The sequence below is a fragment of the Oceanicaulis sp. genome, from assembly GCF_051859625.1.
GTDB lineage: Bacteria > Pseudomonadota > Alphaproteobacteria > Caulobacterales > Maricaulaceae > Oceanicaulis.
In genome coordinates this window covers 1,695,691-1,712,384 of sequence record NZ_JBHYFH010000001.1, presented here as the reverse complement: position 1 = coordinate 1,712,384, position 16,694 = coordinate 1,695,691, and the positions used below count along the sequence as shown (strand labels likewise).

Genomic DNA, 16,694 nt, shown 5'->3' with positions numbered 1-16,694 from the left:
CTAGATTGCCGCCCGTTTGAAACCTCGTACTCCGGGACGCGCCATGAGCCAGAACATCAAGAAAATCGTGCTCGCCTATTCAGGCGGGCTGGACACCTCAGTCATTCTCAAATGGCTGCAGGACGCCTATCAGGCCGAGGTGGTGACCTTCACCGCCGATCTGGGCCAGGGCGAAGAGCTGGAGCCGGCGCGCCGAAAAGCCGAGAAGGCCGGCATCAAGGACATCTTCATCGATGATCTGCGCGAAGAGTTCGTGCGCGACTATGTCTATCCCATGGTGCGCGCCAACGCGGTCTATGAAGGCCAGTATCTCTTGGGCACCTCCATCGCCCGGCCGCTGATCTCCAAGCGCCTGGTCGAGATCGCCCACGAAACCGGCGCCGACGCCGTCGCCCACGGCGCCACCGGCAAGGGCAATGACCAGGTCCGCTTCGAGCTGGGCGTGGCCGCGCTCGACCCCAGCCTGAAAGTCATCGCGCCCTGGCGCGAATGGGATCTCAATTCGCGCACCAAGCTCATCGCCTACGCCGAAGAGAACGGCATCGAGGTGCCGTCCGACAAGCGCGGCGAAGCGCCGTTCTCCGTCGACGCGAACCTCTGGCACACCTCGTCTGAAGGCAAAATGCTCGAAGACCCCGCCGAAGAGGCGTTCAACGAGGTCTGCCTGCGCACCTGCCATCCGGAAGATGCGCCCGATCAGCCTGAATACGTCACCATCGGTTTTGAGCGCGGCGATGCAGTCAGCATCAATGGTCAGGCGATGAGCCCGGCGACCATCCTGACCAAACTCAATGATTTGGGCGCCAAGCACGGGATCGGCCGTCTGGATCTCGTCGAAAACCGGTTTGTCGGCATGAAATCGCGCGGCATCTATGAGACGCCCGGCGGCACGATCCTGATGACCGCGCATCGCGGCATCGAACAGCTGACGCTCGACGGCGGCGCCATGCATCTCAAAGACGAGCTGATGCCGAAATACGCCAAGCTTGTTTACAATGGCTTCTGGTTCAGCCCCGAGCGCGAAATGCTGCAGGCCGCCATCGACCATTCCCAGCGCCATGTGACGGGCGAGGTTCGCCTCAAGCTCTATAAGGGCAATGTGCTGGTGGTGGGCCGGTCGTCGCCGAGCTCGCTCTACTCGCTCGAGCACGTCACCTTTGAAGAAGATGATGTGTACGACCAGAAGGACGCGGAAGGCTTTATCCGCCTGAACGCTTTGCGTCTGAAGCTTCTGGCTCAGCGCAAGCACCGCTTGGGCGACAACGACTAACACGTCTGGCCAGAATCGATGCGTCCCCGGCTCCCAGAAACCGGGGACGCACGCGCCAGCGGGCTGAACAACGATGCGGTGGAGCGCCCCTCAACGCTCCGCCAGGCATCTACTCCGCCGGCAGGGTCTTGGCGCGGGGCCGCAGCACCGGCGCGATCAGCGCCGTGCCGTGATCCACAAACATGCGCAGCGCTTTCTCCATCGGTCCTTGCTGGAACCGGGAGAGCCACAGATTGCACGTCACGATGATGAAGCCGCCCGCCGGGATCATCAGACCCCACAGGGCGACGCGGTCAAACCGGCCGTAAAGCTCCAGCCCGAACCCGGTGAACAGCCACAGCATCATCAAAGAGCTGCCCATATAGGCGGTCAGCGCCATCTTGCCGACCGGCTCGAAGATCACTTTGCTGATATGAGCGAACAGCTCGGACCGCATGGCCAGCACGAAACCGGCCAGCATGGCGATGACGATGAAGGGTTTGGAAAAGCGCATCACCGGGTGAAGGCTGGCGTCAAAGATGAAACCGGAGAGCGCCGCATGGATCGCCGTGCCTGCAGCCAGCGCCACGCCCACGGCGCCTGAGATCGAGACGACGCGCACCAGCGTTTGCGAAGACAGATTGAGCGCGCCCGAGCGCATCAGCCCCAGACCCAGCAGCATATAGCCGCCTGCTTCCGCAATCCGGCCCAGCACCGAGGCGTTGGTCATCATCATGATCCAGGTCTCAACTGAGGCCTGGACATGAGGCCAATAGCCCTCGGCATGGGCGGCCTGAACCGCCATCATTTCGGCATAGGTCGGGGTTTCGGTGGCGATGTCGCGATAGCCGGCATAGGCCACGACCACCGCCCAGCCCACAGCCGCGAAGGCGAACAGATAGCGCGGCGGCAGCCAGGACAGGATCAGAACGCCCATGCCCGCAACCGCGTAGATCGCCAGAATATCAGAGGACCAGGCCAGAAGGCTCATATGCACGACGCCCAGCACCAACAGGCCGATACAGCGCACCAGAAAACCCGCCCGGCGGGTCAGCATGTCGCCGGAGCCTGACAGGATGATCGCCATGGAGGCGCCGAACAGGCTGGCGAACACGCCGCGCATCACCGCGTCGATGAAGACCGCTTGCGTCCCCCAAAGCCCCATCTCCCAGGGCGTCCAGCCCAGAAGACGCGGATCGGAAAACGCGAAATTCGTCCCGCCCGTGGAGGGGAAATGCGCGATCAACAAACCCAGCACGGCAAAGCCGCGCAGCGCGTCCAGAACCCGAATTCGATCTCGCATTGGCACACCTCCATAAACGCATTCACGTTTCATCAAGGTGTCTGCAAGCGGCGGGCCACGGCAAGTCCAGGCTAAGCGGAACAGAGAGAGACAGACACGCCCATACGCCTCGCGCCCAAGGGGCCGAGGGGCGAACGCGGGAAAGCCGGTCCGGCTGGATAGTCTGGGGTGAACTTGCGAAAGCGCCGATCCGGCCGTCCCTTCGGCTGGCCTCGCCTGTCACACGCAAGGCGTCGCCGACAGCTTGCGCCGCCTCTCCTCGCCCCTCCCGACGGTCGCGATCCGCCCTCTCACAAGCGAAGAGAACGTCAGCATAGAGCAGGATGAACAGGGGGCGGATAAGCGGGATATTCCCCTCTCCCCTCAAGGATGGGAGAGGGGCGCGCACCCGCGTCGCAGTGTTCCAACGCAGGTCGACGCTTTGAAAGAGCCCTAAGCCACGCCGCGCGAATGATAGAGCGGCATGTCGTCGTCGAGATCGCGGGCGATGTCGCCGGCGAGATCGGGCAGGAGGGTGGTCGCCATTTCGTGGCGGATAATCCCCTCGCCGCGCTGACGGCGCCAGTAATTCCAATAGGTCGTCAGATGGGTCAGCGCCGCGACGTCATCGCCGATCCGGCTGAACAGGTTCGGCGCTTTGAGCAGCAGCATCCGCATGGCGATGGGGTCGCCGTCATCAAGGAAGGCCGAGACCACGCGGTAATAATTCTCCCGCCCGGCCTTGAGGTCTTCCCAGCGCAGGCGGATCGAGCGGCGAATACGGCTGATGGGCGCCGCCAGCGGACGGAAGGGCGCGGAGCCGTCTTCCTTTTCCAGGCGCGCCAGATCGCGCAGGAAGCCCGCCAGCTCGTCGGTGATGATGTTCATGCGCCACAGATAATAGAGCAGCCCCTTCCACCCGAAGACGCCGACGGTGAAGTCTTCGGGGTCCATGCGCAGGGCGTTGCGCAAATCCTCACGCTGGGCGTGGCTCTTGGCGTTGAACAGAACGGCGGCGAGGCGTTCGGGGCGTTTGCGCGTGGTGGTCTCGCCCAGGGCCTTGGCGGAGATGTCGGCCATGTGCCGGGCGGCGAACATCTTGAACTCGGCCTCGTCGGCCTTGGCCATGGTGAAATAGCGCGGGTCCAGCTCGCGCTCTGGGAACAGGGCTTCCAGCAGGAAGGGATCAAACGCCGGCGCGGATTTCAGCCGCGACAGCGTGCGAACATCCTCGGAAAACTCTTCTTCGTAGAGATTGCGGTCCCGCCCCAGCGCCTCTTCAAGCCAGGCTTCCAGATTGGGCGCTTCGATAAAGGTCCAGAACGCGCCCGCGCCCGGATCCTTGGGGTCGATGGGCAGAACCAGCTTGGTCACGATATTGCGGCCCGAGCGCACCAGGGAGCGCTCATTACGGCGCAGATTGTGCTTGATCAGGAAGCACCGGTTGAGACCGCGATGGCGGAACAACGGATTGGGGGTCTGTGCGAGATCCGGGAAACGCTTGTGCAGACCACACAGGTCGAGCACGCGCGGCGTTGAGCCGCCACGCATCAGGTTCTTCAGATCATATGGACGGCGGCTGAACATGAGAGCCGGTCTCCTACCCCACTCAACATGTGAGCATGGGCGGAAAACCGGCCCTGGCGCCAGCAAATCCGGGCGGCAGGGTTAATGGCGCGATAAGCCCGTCAGTCCCGGTGTTCAGGCAGGAAGATCTCGCGCTTGCCGGCATGGTCGGCGGGACCGATCATGCCCTCGTCCTCCATGCGTTCGATCAAGGTCGCGGCGCGGTTATAGCCGATCTGAAGACGGCGCTGGATATAGCTGGTGGACGCCTTGCGATCGCGCGCGACCACGGCGACAGCCTGATCAAACAGGTCATCGCCCGAGCCGCCGCCCACAAGATCAAGCGCGCCCTCGCCGCCCTCTTCATCCAGGTCCTCGGTGACCGCGTCGAGATATTCCGGCGTGCCCTGGGATTTGAGGAAATTGGCCACATCCTCGACTTCGCGATCGGACACGAACGGGCCATGCAAGCGCCGGATGCGGCCCCCGCCCGCCATGTACAGAAGATCGCCCATGCCCAGAAGCTGCTCGGCGCCCTGCTCGCCCAGAATGGTGCGCGAGTCGATCTTGGAGGTGACCTGATAGCTGATCCGGGTGGGGAAGTTCGCCTTGATGGTGCCGGTGATCACGTCCACGGAAGGCCGCTGGGTCGCCATGATCAGATGGATGCCCGCCGCCCGCGCCATCTGCGCCAGACGCTGGATCGCGCCCTCGATATCCTTGCCGGCGACCATCATCAGGTCGGCCATTTCGTCGATCACCACGACGATATAGGGCATGGGATCAGGCTCGATGATCTCGGTCTCATAGACGGGCTCGCCGCTTTCCTTGTCAAAGCCCGTCTGAACCGTGCGGCTGAGCACGTCATTCTCTTCACGCGCCTGACGGGCCTTCTCGTTGAAGCCCTTCATGTTGCGCACGCCGACCTTGGACATCTTCAGATAGCGCGACTCCATCTCGCGCACGGTCCATTTCAGCGCTGCGACGGCCTTCTTGGGATCGATCACCACCGGGCTCAGAAGATGCGGAATGCCGTCATAGACCGACAATTCCAGCATTTTCGGATCGATCATGATCATCCTGCACTCTTCAGGCGGCAGCCGGTACAGAAGCGACAGGATCATCGCGTTCACACCCACCGATTTACCCGACCCGGTGGTGCCCGCGATCAGAAGGTGGGGCATTTTGGCGAGATCGGCGGTGAAGGGTTCGCCGCCGATCGTCTCACCCAGCGCCATGGGCAGCTCGGCCTTGGCGGCCTCAAAATGTTTGGACGCCAGCAAAGCGCGCAGGAACACCGTCTCGCGATGCTGGTTGGGCAGCTCAATCCCGATGGCGTTGCGGCCCGGCACGACCGAGACCCGGCAGGCCACCGCCGCCATGGAGCGGGCGATATCATCGGCCAGGTTGATCACGCGGCTGGTCTTCACGCCCGGCGCCGGCTCCAATTCGTACAGCGTCACTACCGGGCCGGGGCGCACTTGCACCACTTCACCCTTTACGCCGAAATCCGCCAGCACGCCGGTCAGAAGCTCGGCGTTCTGGGCCAGGGCGTCCGCATCCACGGTGTCGGCGCGCGGCGGCGCCGGCGACAACAAGTCCAGGCGCGGCAGCTCAAACCCGGACGAATCGCCGTTGAAGGGCAAGGCGCCCTGGGCCTCGCGGGCCTCACGATCAGATTCGCGCACGCTTTTCTTGCGCGCCACCTTCACAGGGCTGGGACGCGCCGGTGCGCCGGTGCTGGGCATGTGAGCATCATCATACCCGTCATCATCGTCGTCAGACACGGGCGCGCGATTGATGCGCGGCGCAGCTGTGTCTGACTTGCGCGCACGCTTTAAAAACGCCGGCGCGGTTTCCGCGCGGCCATCTGGCGAAGCCGGGGTCTGCACCTCGATCTCGCCGCGGCCCCAGGCGCGCGGAATGGCGCCCAGAACCTGATCGATCCAGACCCGGACCGTCGCCCAGACCAGCTCGGCGGCGTCGCGCGCGGCGGTCAGATCACGAACGGTCAGGCCAAAGCAGAAAAACACGCCAAACACCGCCAGCGTCAAACCCAGACCGCCCGCGATCACCCGTCCGCCCGGCGCATTGATCTCTTGGGTCAGCGCCTGGATCAAGCCCAGCAACCCGTCGCCGACCAGCCCGCCCAGACCGGTCGCGAACGGCCAGTTCGCGGGCATGGGCAAAGCCGAAACCGCCATGGCGAACCCGCAGACGCCGAGAAAACCCGAAATGATCCGAAACGCCGAAACGGTCTTTGTGCGGCCGCGCGGGCCCCGAACCAGCAAGATCAAACCCCAGCCCATCAACGCCAGCGCCGCCGCAGCGCCCGCCCAGCCCGACACCTGCAAGACAAGATCAGACGCCACGGCGCCCGGCCCGCCCATCCAGTTTGTAGCGGCCTGGCCCGTCGCCGCGTTAAAGCTGGGATCAAGGGGGTTATGGCTCAGCATGGACACGATCACGAACGCGCCCAGAGCGGTCATCACCGCGCCGATCAATGCGGTGCGGACACGCGCGATCAGCCCCGGTCTGCGTCGCACCGGGGTTTCAGACTCCAAAGAAGGATCGGCCGCCATGGTCATGGCCTCCAGACTGCCTCAAAGAGTCTTCCCGACGGGTTAATCCCCGTTAACCGACAACAGTATTTACGGGATCGGAAGCGCCAGGATCACCGGCGAACGCCGCGGCCCGTCCGGCGCCGCGCCGTCGGCGGGAAACTGGTCCCAGGGCGCATCCGCATTCACAAACAGACGATCATCCGCGATCCGCGCCGTCGTCGGCTCGCCCAGACGCGCATCACCCGTCAAAACCGGCTCAAGCCCGACAAGCTGGTTTGCGTCATCAAACACCAGTTCAAAGACGCCCGCAGGCGCTGCGCCATTGCGCACCACGAACAACCGCCCCAGCCGATCCGCCACCAGACCGTCCATCCCGATCAGGCTGGCGCCGTCCGGGCTGGGTTGCAGATGCGCGACCCGGCTGACCGGATCAATCCGCCACACCCCCACAGCGTAATCGATGACCCACAAAGCGCCGCGCGCCTGAGCCAGACCTTGCAAAGATGCAAAGCGCTCATCCTCGGCATAAAGCTCCAGTTCGGCGCGAGGGCCGTTCAGCCGATAAATCCGCCCGGCGTCAGCATCAGACACGAACACCACGCCGTCGCGCACGGTCAGATCGCCCATGCGCGCGGCGCCCTCGATCGTATGGCGCGCAATCAGCTCCCCGGTTTCAAGGTCCAGCACAAGCAAGGCCGTGCCAGGCTGTTCGCCCGGAGCGAGCGGGGTCTGATCCACCACGCCCTCAACCGCATAGAGCCGGCCGTGCCGTCGGTCCGCGACGAGCCCGAAGATCGAGCCGATGGGCTCATCCTCGCCCGCGAAGACTTCAAACTCATCGGGCGCAAACGGTTCGACGCGATAGATGCGGCGTTCAGCGACCCCGCCCAGATACAGGCGCTCGGTCTCGTTATCGACCGCCAGCGCTTCAATCAGCGCATTGCGCAAGGGCGGCGTGGCCACAGCCACCGCCTGACCGACAGGCGCAGCGTTCTCAGCGAGCGCCTCGCGTATGGCGTTCAATCGCTCAGGGTCAGCGGCCTCAAGCTGCGCCAGATTACGAACCGCCGCCTCCAGGTCATAACCGAGACCAGCGCGAGCGAGGGTCTCTAGCGCCTCGAACTGATGCTCCGTCTGCCCGGCCATGGCCCCCAGCAGCACCGCATTGTTCAGCAATCCCGGATGGCCGGGCTGCAGCTCCAGCGCCGCCGCATTCATGCGATGCGCCGTTTCGAAATCCTCGATCTGAGCTGCCGCCCGCATCTCTTCACGCAGCAAGCGTGACAGATCGAGCGCAGATCGCGATTGAGCCAGAGCGGAGGCCGAGACGCCCAGAAGCAGGGCGCATGCGGCGAGACAAGAGGTTAGCGCTTTCATGAAAACAGTGTGCCTAATCGGGAAGGGCGTCAGCAAGGCGGCAAAGCGGCAAGAGCGTGCAAAAACGTCCCAAAGACCGATCCGGCGCTATGCGGGCTCGATCATCAAGGCCTCAAGCGCCTTGCGGCCCTCTTCGGGGATTGGCGCGGGCTTTTTCCCGTCGGTGTTCACCAGCACGGATTCGCAGGCGCCCACGCATTGGCCGTTTTGAAACAGGCCCTGACCGATCGTGTAACTGGACCCGCCAATGCGCAGAATGCCGGATCCGACCACCAGGTCGCCAGGGTGGAACGCCTCGGCCAGATAGGCGATGTGAACGTCCGCGATCACCATGCGCATCTTGTTGGCCTTGCGCAGATCCAGCGAGAACGCCTTTCGGTTCAGCGCGCCGCGCGCTTCTTCATAAAACGCGCCGATCGCCACATTATTGATATGCCCCAAAGGGTCGAGATCCTGAAACCGGCTGGGAACGGACACCACCAATGGATAAGTCTCTAGGGTAAGGCGATACGCGTCAGGCTTCATGATGATTTTCCGGGAACTGAGTGTGCTGCAGTGCGTTATGCCGTGAGCGACCGGTCTTGAAAAGGCGCGCGCCCTTAAAAGTGGAAGGGCCTTTTACCCATCGGGCTTCGAGGCGTAGAGTGCCGGCATGATCGAGTTTCTGACCGACCCCGCAGTCTGGGCCTCCTTCGCCACGCTCGCCTTTCTCGAAATCGTGCTGGGCGTGGACAACATCATTTTCGTCGCGGTCATGGCCGAGCGCCTGCCCGAGCACCAGCGCGCCCTGGCGCGGCGGCTGGGCCTTTTACTCGCCCTGGGCTTTCGCATCGCCATGCTGGCGGGACTGGTCTGGATTGCGCGCCTGTCCCAACCGGTCTTCGAACTCTTTGATCACGGGTTCAGCTGGCGCGACATCCTGATGCTGGGCGGCGGCGGCTTTCTGCTGGCGAAGTCCACGTTGGAAATTCACCATGATGTGGAAGGCGATAATGAAAGCCATGGCGGCGGGGCATCCGGTCTCTTGCCCATGGTGATCGTGCAAATCGCGCTGATCGACATTGTCTTCTCACTCGACAGCGTCATCACGGCGGTGGGCCTGACCGACCGCCTGCCCATCATGATCGCCGCGGTGATGCTCGCGATCGGGGTGATGATCCTCGCCGCCGACAGCGTCGCAGCCTTCATCGCCCGCCACCCCACCACCAAAATGCTGGCGCTGTCCTTCTTGCTGCTGGTGGGCGTGGCGCTGGTCGCGGACGGGCTCGGCTTCCATATTCCGCGCGGCTATATCTATTTCGCCATCGCCTTCTCACTGCTGGTGGAAGTGCTCAACATCCTCGCCCGGCGCAATCGCAAACCTCAAGGCTGAGGGCTTGCGCCCAAGCGGGTTGGGGGCTATCGCCAGACCATGACCCAAGCGCCAAAGCCCCGTAAAAAGCCCGTCAAACGCCGCCCGCCCGGACTGAACCGGGAGCAGGCCGAGGAAATATTCGCGCGCCTGGCCGAGGATCGCCCGGAGCCGGAGACCGAGCTCAATTACTCAAACCCGTTCACTCTGGTGGTCGCTGTGGCGCTGTCCGCCCAGGCCACCGATGTCGGCGTGAACAAGGCCACCGAGAAACTGTTCAGGGTCGCAGACACGCCCGAAAAGATGCTGGCTTTGGGCGAAGAGGGCGTACGCGAGCACATCAAGACGATCGGTCTGTTCCGCAACAAGGCCAAGAACGTCATCGCCCTGTCCAAAATGATCCTGGAAGAGTTTGGCGGCGAGGTGCCGCAAACCCGTGACGAATTGATCCGTCTGCCCGGCGTCGGGCGCAAAACGGCGAATGTGGTGCTCAATGAAGCCTTCGGCCAGCACACCATCGCGGTGGATACTCACATCTTTCGGGTCAGCAACCGGACACGGCTGGCGCCGGGCAAGACGCCTGATGAGGTGGAGGAGCGTCTGGAACGCATAACCCCGCCGCAATACCTCAAAGGCGCCCATCACTGGCTGATCCTGCACGGGCGCTATGTGTGCAAGGCGCGCAAGCCTGAGTGCTGGCGCTGCCCCATCGCCGACCTCTGCAAGTTCAAGGACAAGACGCCCGCGCCGTAATTGGAAGCCGACAGGCTTTTCCAATTACGGATGATTTTTTGTCCTCCCTCGCCTCCGCTCGGTCGGTCCTCGCTTCGCTGCGGGCGCCCAGTCGCGCTTGCGAACCTCCGGTTCGGGGAGGGAACTTGTTCATGCTCGCGCCCACGAGCCCTAAGGGCTCGCAAGGCCAAAGGCCGCCCGCAGCGAAGCGAGGAAGAACTAGAAAAGACTCAACCGAGCGGAGCGAGGGAGAACAGGAAAAAGACTCCCTACTCCGCCGCCAGAGCCTCCGGTTTGGCGCGTCCGCCGCTCCAGCTTTCATGACGCAATGCGCGGCCCAGGGGCGTTCGGCCCGCCGCAGGGGTGAAATCACCCTGCGCGTAAACCGGCTCACCCGCCACCAGCACAGTGCTCACCACCCCGTCAGAGCGATTGACCATCTGCTCATGACCATAATCCTCGCGCCAGATGAAGGTGCTGCCCGCTTCGGAATCATAACGCGCCAACGCCTCGGGATTGACGACGGTCAGATCGGCGCAATCGCCGATTTCGATGCGGCCGGCCTTGACGCCCAGAAAATCCGCCGGCTCCCGCGTCAGGCGCCGGATCTGGCTCGCCACGCGCTCCAGGCCTTCGTCCTGCGCCAGCTTGAGCGCCCGCAGATTGCCGTCATAGAAGGCCATATTGGTGATATGGGCGCCGGAATCGTTGAAGCCCGGCAAGGTCAGGGGATGGTTGATCAGCTCCCGGATCGTCTCGGGATCGCGATTGGCGGACACCGTCCACCAGCGCAGCCCCAGATCAAATTCTTCAAACAAGGCCAGTACGAAGCCGGCTTCGGTCACAGCGGTTTCAGGCAGGCGCTCAAACACGCTTTGCTCATCATGGGTGCGGGCGAAAGCCGGATCCACGCGCCAGGCCCGATAGCGATCAAAGACCTGCTGGAAGCTCTCGCCTGTCCAGATTTCCGGACCCCCAGAGTGAAAGATCATCTGCTCGAAATCGCGGTCGAACGCCAGGCTCTCCATCTTCATCATGCGCTTGAGACGGGCAGGCCCGAACCCGGTCTTACCGGTCATCCACATCTTCGAGAAGCGCGCCTGGAACGCCTTGTCTTTCAACAAGGCCTTGCGCCCGTCCACATCTTCGAGATCCAGCTCGTTCAGCTCGCGCAGGGCCGGCACTTCTTCGGCCAGAGGATTGATGGGCCCGTCCCAGAACACCTTGAACGGCGCGGCCAAAGCCTGAAACCGAAAATGCCCGTTCAAGAGCGGGGAGTTGAACAGATGGCTGAGGATCATCGCCAGTTTCTTCAACGACCGGTTCGCCGCCACGTCCAGCGCCGCCACCGCCGTCACCTTCAGCGGCCGTCCATGCAAACGCCCTGAGGTCAGAAGGAAATTACGGAACACCGCCAGCGGCTTGTCCTTGGGCGGGGTGGCCTGCCAGATCCGGTCATTGCGGCGCAGGATCGCTGTCAGACGCTTGAGTTCTTTATACTGACCAAACTGGGACGGGATCTTTACGCGGCGGTTCGGATCTTCCGACAAAAAATGGAAAGGAAGGGAGTCAGTGGAGAAGCCCGCATAGCCTTCAGTCATCGCCTGTTCGAGCAAGCTTTCCATCTCGCGCAGATCCGCTTCGCCGGCGGTGCGGCTGACCGACCCGTTCAGCCCCATCACCTGGGCGCGCAGCATGGAGTGCGGGATAAGCGGGATGACGTTACAGCCCAGCGGCAGGTCATCCAAATGGGAGAAATACCCTGCGGAACTGGTCCAGCTGGCGCGCTCGGCGACCTTGCGCAGGACCGGCTTGGGCATGTTCTCGACCCGCGCGAAACAATCCACCAGCGGGTCTTCGCCATTGCGGCGCTGATTGCCGTAAGCGAGCCCCAGCGAGCAATTGGACATCAGAACTGTGGTCGTGCCATGACGCACCACTTCGCGCAGGGCCGGGTCAAACTCCACTTCCAGATCGAGATGGGTATGGATGTCGAGCAAGCCCGGCATCACCCATTCGCCATGAGCCTCGATGACAGTTTCGGCCTGTGTCCGATCCAGATCAGGCCCGCGCGCCGCAATACGACCGTCCTTGATGGCGATATCTTCAACGGCCGGAGGCGCTCCGGTTCCATCAAACACAAGCCCGCCGACAATCACCCTGTCCCATTGATGGATCATGGCGTCCTCCCAATTGAAGGGCCCTGTTATCGAGCCTTGGGCATAGCGGACTGGAAATTCATAAATCCGTCAAGCACAGCCTTGGGGTCTTCCCAATGCGGATAGTGACCCACATGGGGCAAAACGAGAGTATCCGCATTCGGAACAAGCTCGCGGTATCGCTCGACCATGTGTGCGCCCGACACCGGATCGAGACCCCCGTCGATCACTGTCATCGGCAGCGTCGAATGGACGAGCGCCCCCACCCATCGCTCCCGGTAGCGGCGCCGCTCGGTGATATATCCTAGAAGCTTGTGTCCGATGCGCGGCATGCCGCCCTTTTCCTGAGCCAGGGCCCAGAAGGCGTCCATCTCGTCAGGGTCCGGCTGGGTATCGGGGCCGAACACTTCGCCGAGCCCTTTGGCGAATTTGTCCCGAGTCATCAAGCGCGCGAGAAACGGGCCGAGCGGCGAATGGAGCAGTTTCTGCGTCAGTGTGGCGCGATGCTGTTCAGGGAACAGGCCGCCATTGAGAAAACAGATCGACTGAAGCGTCACCGCCGCCGCATCCCCTTGCTCCAGATAGCGCGCCAGCAATTCCTGCGCGACCGTATCGCCATAATCATGGACGAAGAGATGGCACGCCCTGATCTCGAGATGCGCAAAGAAGGCGTCATGCAGATCCGCCTGATCCATGATCGAATAGTCATAGCGGACCGGCTTGTCGGAATAGCCGAAACCGATCATGTCCAGAGCTGCGACCCTGCAATCCCTACACAGATCATCCCAGAGCCGCACCCAGTCCCAGCTGGCGGTGGGAAAGCCATGGATCAGGACCAGAACCGGCTTGGAATCGTCAGACCAGTCGCCGCCGGTGCGATAAAAGATGTCGTGACCGCGATACTTGAAAAACGCGCCCGCGGCGCGCCAGGCTTGCAAACTCGCCTGTGCCTGCATGATCTCTCCCCTTATGCGAACCGCTCTGTTTCCGGCGGCTTGTCTGGGAAGAGCATGGAGCGCGGAGGCGCCAGGTTCAATGAAAACCCCGCCGCAGAGGAGTGCGGCGGGGCTGTTTGACCCTCTCACTGTCGAGCGGTGCTAGCGCATGACAGCGAGGGAAGCCTGCGTAGATGCGGTGTTCAGCTCGGCCCGGTTCATCGGATAGCTGTCTTGCGGAGCGGCGCTGGGATAAGCCTGAGCCAGCAAGGACAGGGCGTCCCGAATGCGTGCGGCGCCTTCAGGCAGCTCTGCGTCGATCATCGCTTCATGGTCTTCAAACGCCGTCTTGCCGGCATGGTAAAACCCATAGCCGTCCAGATACGGCCCATAGGCCGGGTTGTCCTGGGCGATCCGATACATATCCACCGCACGGTCGATCTGGTCTGCGGCGATGCCGGCCGCGATCCGGGCCTGAGAGGCGCCGTCATCGGGCGCCTGGGTCATCGCCTGACGCAAGGTCGCGATAATGGCGTCCGTGCGCGCGACAATTTCGTCATGGCTGGCGTCGTTGAAGACCGCCGCTGACGCGTCCAGAAACTGGCCTTCAAACGGTTCGACGCCCAGTTGCTGGAAGGTGTCTTCCATATCAAACAACACTTCGCTGGCCGGGTGCGCGAACATCTCGCCCGCCGCATCGATCTCACCCACGGCGTGGGCGTCACGGGCGGCGATCACATGCGCTTCCGCCACCGCAAGAGCCGACCCGTAGACCACGGGATCGGATGCGGCGTCTTCCACGACCACGCCGCCTTCACCCTCTCCGGTCATGCCGGGAGGCGTTGCAGAATGCTCAGAGGAAGCGGCGGCGTGCGCGTCATCCGGCGCGGACTGGGTGGCTGGCGCCTGGGCGCCGCCATCAGCGGCGGGCTCGCATGCGGAAACGAGGCCGCCGGTCAGCACAAGGCCCAGCCCCATGGCGGTGACGCGTTTGAACTGCTGTTTCATGGGAACCCCTGTTCACCCCGAAATTGGAAGGATACAGTAGAAACTGCAAATCGTTCGCAGGAAGTCAACATGCATCTGACAATCGGTAGCATCTTAAGTGCAGAGAGTTTGGCGGAGGCCCGCGCCCTGATGGACCAGCTGCGCTGGAGTGATGGCGCCAAGACCGCCGGCCCGACCGCCCGGCTGGTCAAACGCAATCGTCAGGCGGATTTGAGCTCAAAAGCCGGCGCCAAACTCAAATCCCTGCTGGAGAAAGCGCTCGTCACACACGTGACGTTTAACGCGGCCACACGTCCCAAGCGCTTTTCAAAACTCCTGGTCACCGAGACGTCAGACGGCGGCGAGTATGGCGCCCATGTGGACAATCCCTTTATGGGGCGCGGCGATGAGCGCATTCGCACAGATGTCTCCTTCACCCTCTTCCTGTCCGATCCGGAGAGCTATGAAGGCGGCGAGCTGATCATCGACCAGGCCGGCGCCACCCAATCGGTCAAAGGTCAGGCGGGCGACGTTTTCGTCTACCCCTCGACCTATCTGCATGCGGTGTCGCCCGTCACCTCGGGCGTGCGCCGGGTCTGTGTGGGATGGATCGAGAGCGACATTCCCGACGCAGGAGACAGGGAGTTATTGTTCGACCTTGAAAACCTGCACGCCAGCTTGAGCCGTCAGTATACGCCACACTCGCCGGAAATGCTCACTGTGACGAAGCTTTACGCCAATCTCAGCCGACGCCTCTCGCGCTGATCAGGCCGGCACGCGGAAGCGCCGCAAGGCTTCAACGCACTCCGGCAGGCGGCCGCAACACGGTTCGGGATCGAGTGTCTGCGCCAAGGCCTGAGCCTCGTTTAACGCAGCCTGCATCATCGCCTTGCCGCCAGTCGGCGCCGCCATGCCGATCGCTTCAACCTGCCTCCGGTTGCGCCAGGCTCCGGTCGCAGCGTTAAAATTATAGAGCGGCAGGAATTTCGCCCCCTGCTCGGCGATGAACAGCACCGCCGCGATCAGATAGTCGATCTCGGCCTTATCCATCACCCAGTGCAGGCTGAGCCGGCACCAGCCTGGACGCAGCCCGGCATAGCCCGACAGCACCGCCTTGCGATGTTCGCCTGTGGTCTGTTCGTCCAGATCAAGCAAATGATGGGCATAAGGGCCGGCGCAGGAACAACCGGCGCGGGCCTGCACGCCAAACAGATCATTGAGCAAGGTGGCCACAAATCTCGGGTGCAGCATCTCGCCGTCCCCGGACCGGATATTGAACGAGACAATGCCGATGCGCCGGTCTGGATCGCGCGACCCCAAAATGTCGATGGCCGGATCTGCGCTCCAGGCGGCGAACGCCCGTTTCAGGGCGTCCTGTTCGCGATGCTCGATACGGGCATAGCCCAGCTCACCCAGCGCCGACAGGGACAGCGCGGCGCGCATCATCTGCATCACGCCCGGCGTGCCGGCCCGCTCTCGCGCGGCGATGTCGGTGATGAAATCATGACTGTCCGGCGTGACATAGGTGACGGTCCCGCCACCGGGCAAGGTGGGCGGCAAGTCGCTACGGTACAGCGCCGCCTTGAACGCCAGAATTCCGCAAGCGCCCGGCCCGCCAATCAGTTTATGCGGCGAGAAATAGATCGCATCCGGCGCCGCGTCCGCGCCTTCGATCGGATTCATGTCGATCGGCAGATAAGGCGCACTGGCGGCGCAATCGAGACACAAGATCGCGTCATGGGCGTGCAGCAGTCGCGCCAGCCGCGCCACATCCGTGCGCATGCCGGTGACATTGGAGGCGGCTGAAAACGCGCCGATCTTCCGGCGATCAGCAAAAGCGGGGTCTGACAGGGCCTGTGCCAGATGGTCGAAATCCACGCCGCCGTCTGCATCAAGACCGATGCGGACGATCTCGACCTGCGCCTCACGCCAGGTCAACTCGTTGGAATGGTGCTCGTACGGCCCGACGAAGACAACTGGCGCGCGCGCCCTTAACGCAGCCTGGAGTCTGTCAGCCTCAGCCGGCCCCAATATCTCAACAAGCTGGGCCTCGCGCGCGGCTTTCGTCGCGGGCGCTTCGATCACGCCCAGTATCTGTTGCAGACGCTCAACGGCGCCCGTAGCGCCGGAACCGCAAGCGACCACCACATCGTCTTCGCCCGCATTGATCGCGGTCTTCAACAGGGCTTCGGCGCGATGCAGCCAGGCCGTCGCCTCACGCCCGGTGGCGCTGTCATCACTGTGGGGATTCGCGTAAAGCGGCTGCAGCGCGTGAAGCTGGTCTTCAATGCGTTGATCGCCCCGGCCCGACGCCGCGTAGTCAGCATAGACCAGCGGCTTGAGCCCGAAAGGCGTGCGCAAGACGGCGTCCCCGCCGATCAGGGCGTCGCGTGCAGCGTCAATCGGGTCCGGGGTGTGAGCATGTGTCATGACAGGGCCTTTCCATTGCCCCCATGAAACACTCGCTTGCTGAGTGATAATCGCTCAATTCT

Annotated in this window: 13 protein-coding genes; 4 read left to right on the top strand and 9 right to left on the bottom strand. The window is 63.0% G+C overall.

Going from position 1 to position 16,694, the window contains the following annotated elements; all coding sequences use genetic code 11:
- The first annotated feature begins 43 nt into the window (after positions 1-43).
- Entirely contained in the window at positions 44-1,270 is a 1,227-nt protein-coding gene (locus ACTIGF_RS08150) for an argininosuccinate synthase (RefSeq protein WP_439636376.1), read from the top strand.
- 109 nt (positions 1,271-1,379) lie between these two features.
- Here the strand turns inward: ACTIGF_RS08150 and ACTIGF_RS08145 are convergent, their stop codons facing one another.
- The 5 genes from ACTIGF_RS08145 to ACTIGF_RS08125 form a co-directional block, all read right to left on the bottom strand.
- Positions 1,380-2,552, bottom strand: a complete 1,173-nt coding sequence (locus tag ACTIGF_RS08145; protein WP_439636375.1) for a DUF418 domain-containing protein — start codon at positions 2,550-2,552, stop codon at positions 1,380-1,382.
- Between the two features lie 432 nt (positions 2,553-2,984).
- On the bottom strand, positions 2,985-4,118 hold the full coding sequence (locus ACTIGF_RS08140; RefSeq protein ID WP_439636374.1) for a hypothetical protein: 1,134 nt from the start codon (positions 4,116-4,118) through the stop codon (positions 2,985-2,987).
- Between the two features lie 101 nt (positions 4,119-4,219).
- Positions 4,220-6,685, bottom strand: a complete 2,466-nt coding sequence (locus ACTIGF_RS08135; protein ID WP_439636373.1) for a DNA translocase FtsK 4TM domain-containing protein — start codon at positions 6,683-6,685, stop codon at positions 4,220-4,222.
- A 63-nt stretch (positions 6,686-6,748) separates the two neighbouring features.
- Entirely contained in the window at positions 6,749-8,038 is a 1,290-nt protein-coding gene (locus ACTIGF_RS08130; RefSeq protein ID WP_439636372.1) for an SMP-30/gluconolactonase/LRE family protein, read from the bottom strand.
- Positions 8,039-8,125: 87 nt separating this feature from the next.
- Positions 8,126-8,563 carry an acyl-CoA thioesterase gene (locus tag ACTIGF_RS08125; RefSeq protein ID WP_439636371.1) on the bottom strand — a complete coding sequence of 146 codons (438 nt, stop codon included), beginning with the start codon at positions 8,561-8,563 and terminating at the stop codon, positions 8,126-8,128.
- A gap of 127 nt (positions 8,564-8,690) precedes the next feature.
- Between ACTIGF_RS08125 and ACTIGF_RS08120 the strand changes: the two genes are divergently transcribed.
- Positions 8,691-9,410: a TerC family protein gene (locus tag ACTIGF_RS08120; protein ID WP_439636370.1), complete on the top strand. Its 720-nt coding sequence runs from the start codon at positions 8,691-8,693 to the stop codon at positions 9,408-9,410.
- A gap of 39 nt (positions 9,411-9,449) precedes the next feature.
- On the top strand, positions 9,450-10,142 hold the full coding sequence (nth, locus tag ACTIGF_RS08115; protein WP_439636369.1) for an endonuclease III: 693 nt from the start codon (positions 9,450-9,452) through the stop codon (positions 10,140-10,142).
- A 248-nt stretch (positions 10,143-10,390) separates the two neighbouring features.
- Here nth and ACTIGF_RS08110 read toward each other — a convergent pair whose 3' ends face one another.
- The 3 genes from ACTIGF_RS08110 to ACTIGF_RS08100 form a co-directional block, all read right to left on the bottom strand.
- Positions 10,391-12,301, bottom strand: a complete 1,911-nt coding sequence (locus ACTIGF_RS08110; protein WP_439636368.1) for an N-acyl-D-amino-acid deacylase family protein — start codon at positions 12,299-12,301, stop codon at positions 10,391-10,393.
- 26 nt (positions 12,302-12,327) lie between these two features.
- A complete protein-coding gene (locus tag ACTIGF_RS08105; protein ID WP_439636367.1) occupies positions 12,328-13,236 on the bottom strand; it encodes an alpha/beta fold hydrolase in 909 nt (302 codons plus the stop codon).
- 141 nt (positions 13,237-13,377) lie between these two features.
- On the bottom strand, positions 13,378-14,223 hold the full coding sequence (locus ACTIGF_RS08100) for a hypothetical protein (protein ID WP_439636366.1): 846 nt from the start codon (positions 14,221-14,223) through the stop codon (positions 13,378-13,380).
- 69 nt (positions 14,224-14,292) lie between these two features.
- Here ACTIGF_RS08100 and ACTIGF_RS08095 point away from each other — a divergent pair, with 69 nt between their 5' ends.
- The gene (locus ACTIGF_RS08095) at positions 14,293-14,967 is read left to right on the top strand and encodes a Fe2+-dependent dioxygenase (RefSeq protein WP_439636365.1); all 675 of its coding nucleotides are present in this window, start codon (positions 14,293-14,295) and stop codon (positions 14,965-14,967) included.
- On the opposite strand, the gene ACTIGF_RS08090 is transcribed toward ACTIGF_RS08095, so the two are convergent.
- Positions 14,968-16,632 (bottom strand): aminotransferase class V-fold PLP-dependent enzyme, encoded by a 1,665-nt coding sequence (locus ACTIGF_RS08090; RefSeq protein WP_439636364.1) that lies wholly within the window; start codon positions 16,630-16,632, stop codon positions 14,968-14,970.
- Between the last annotated feature and the right edge of the window lie 62 nt (positions 16,633-16,694).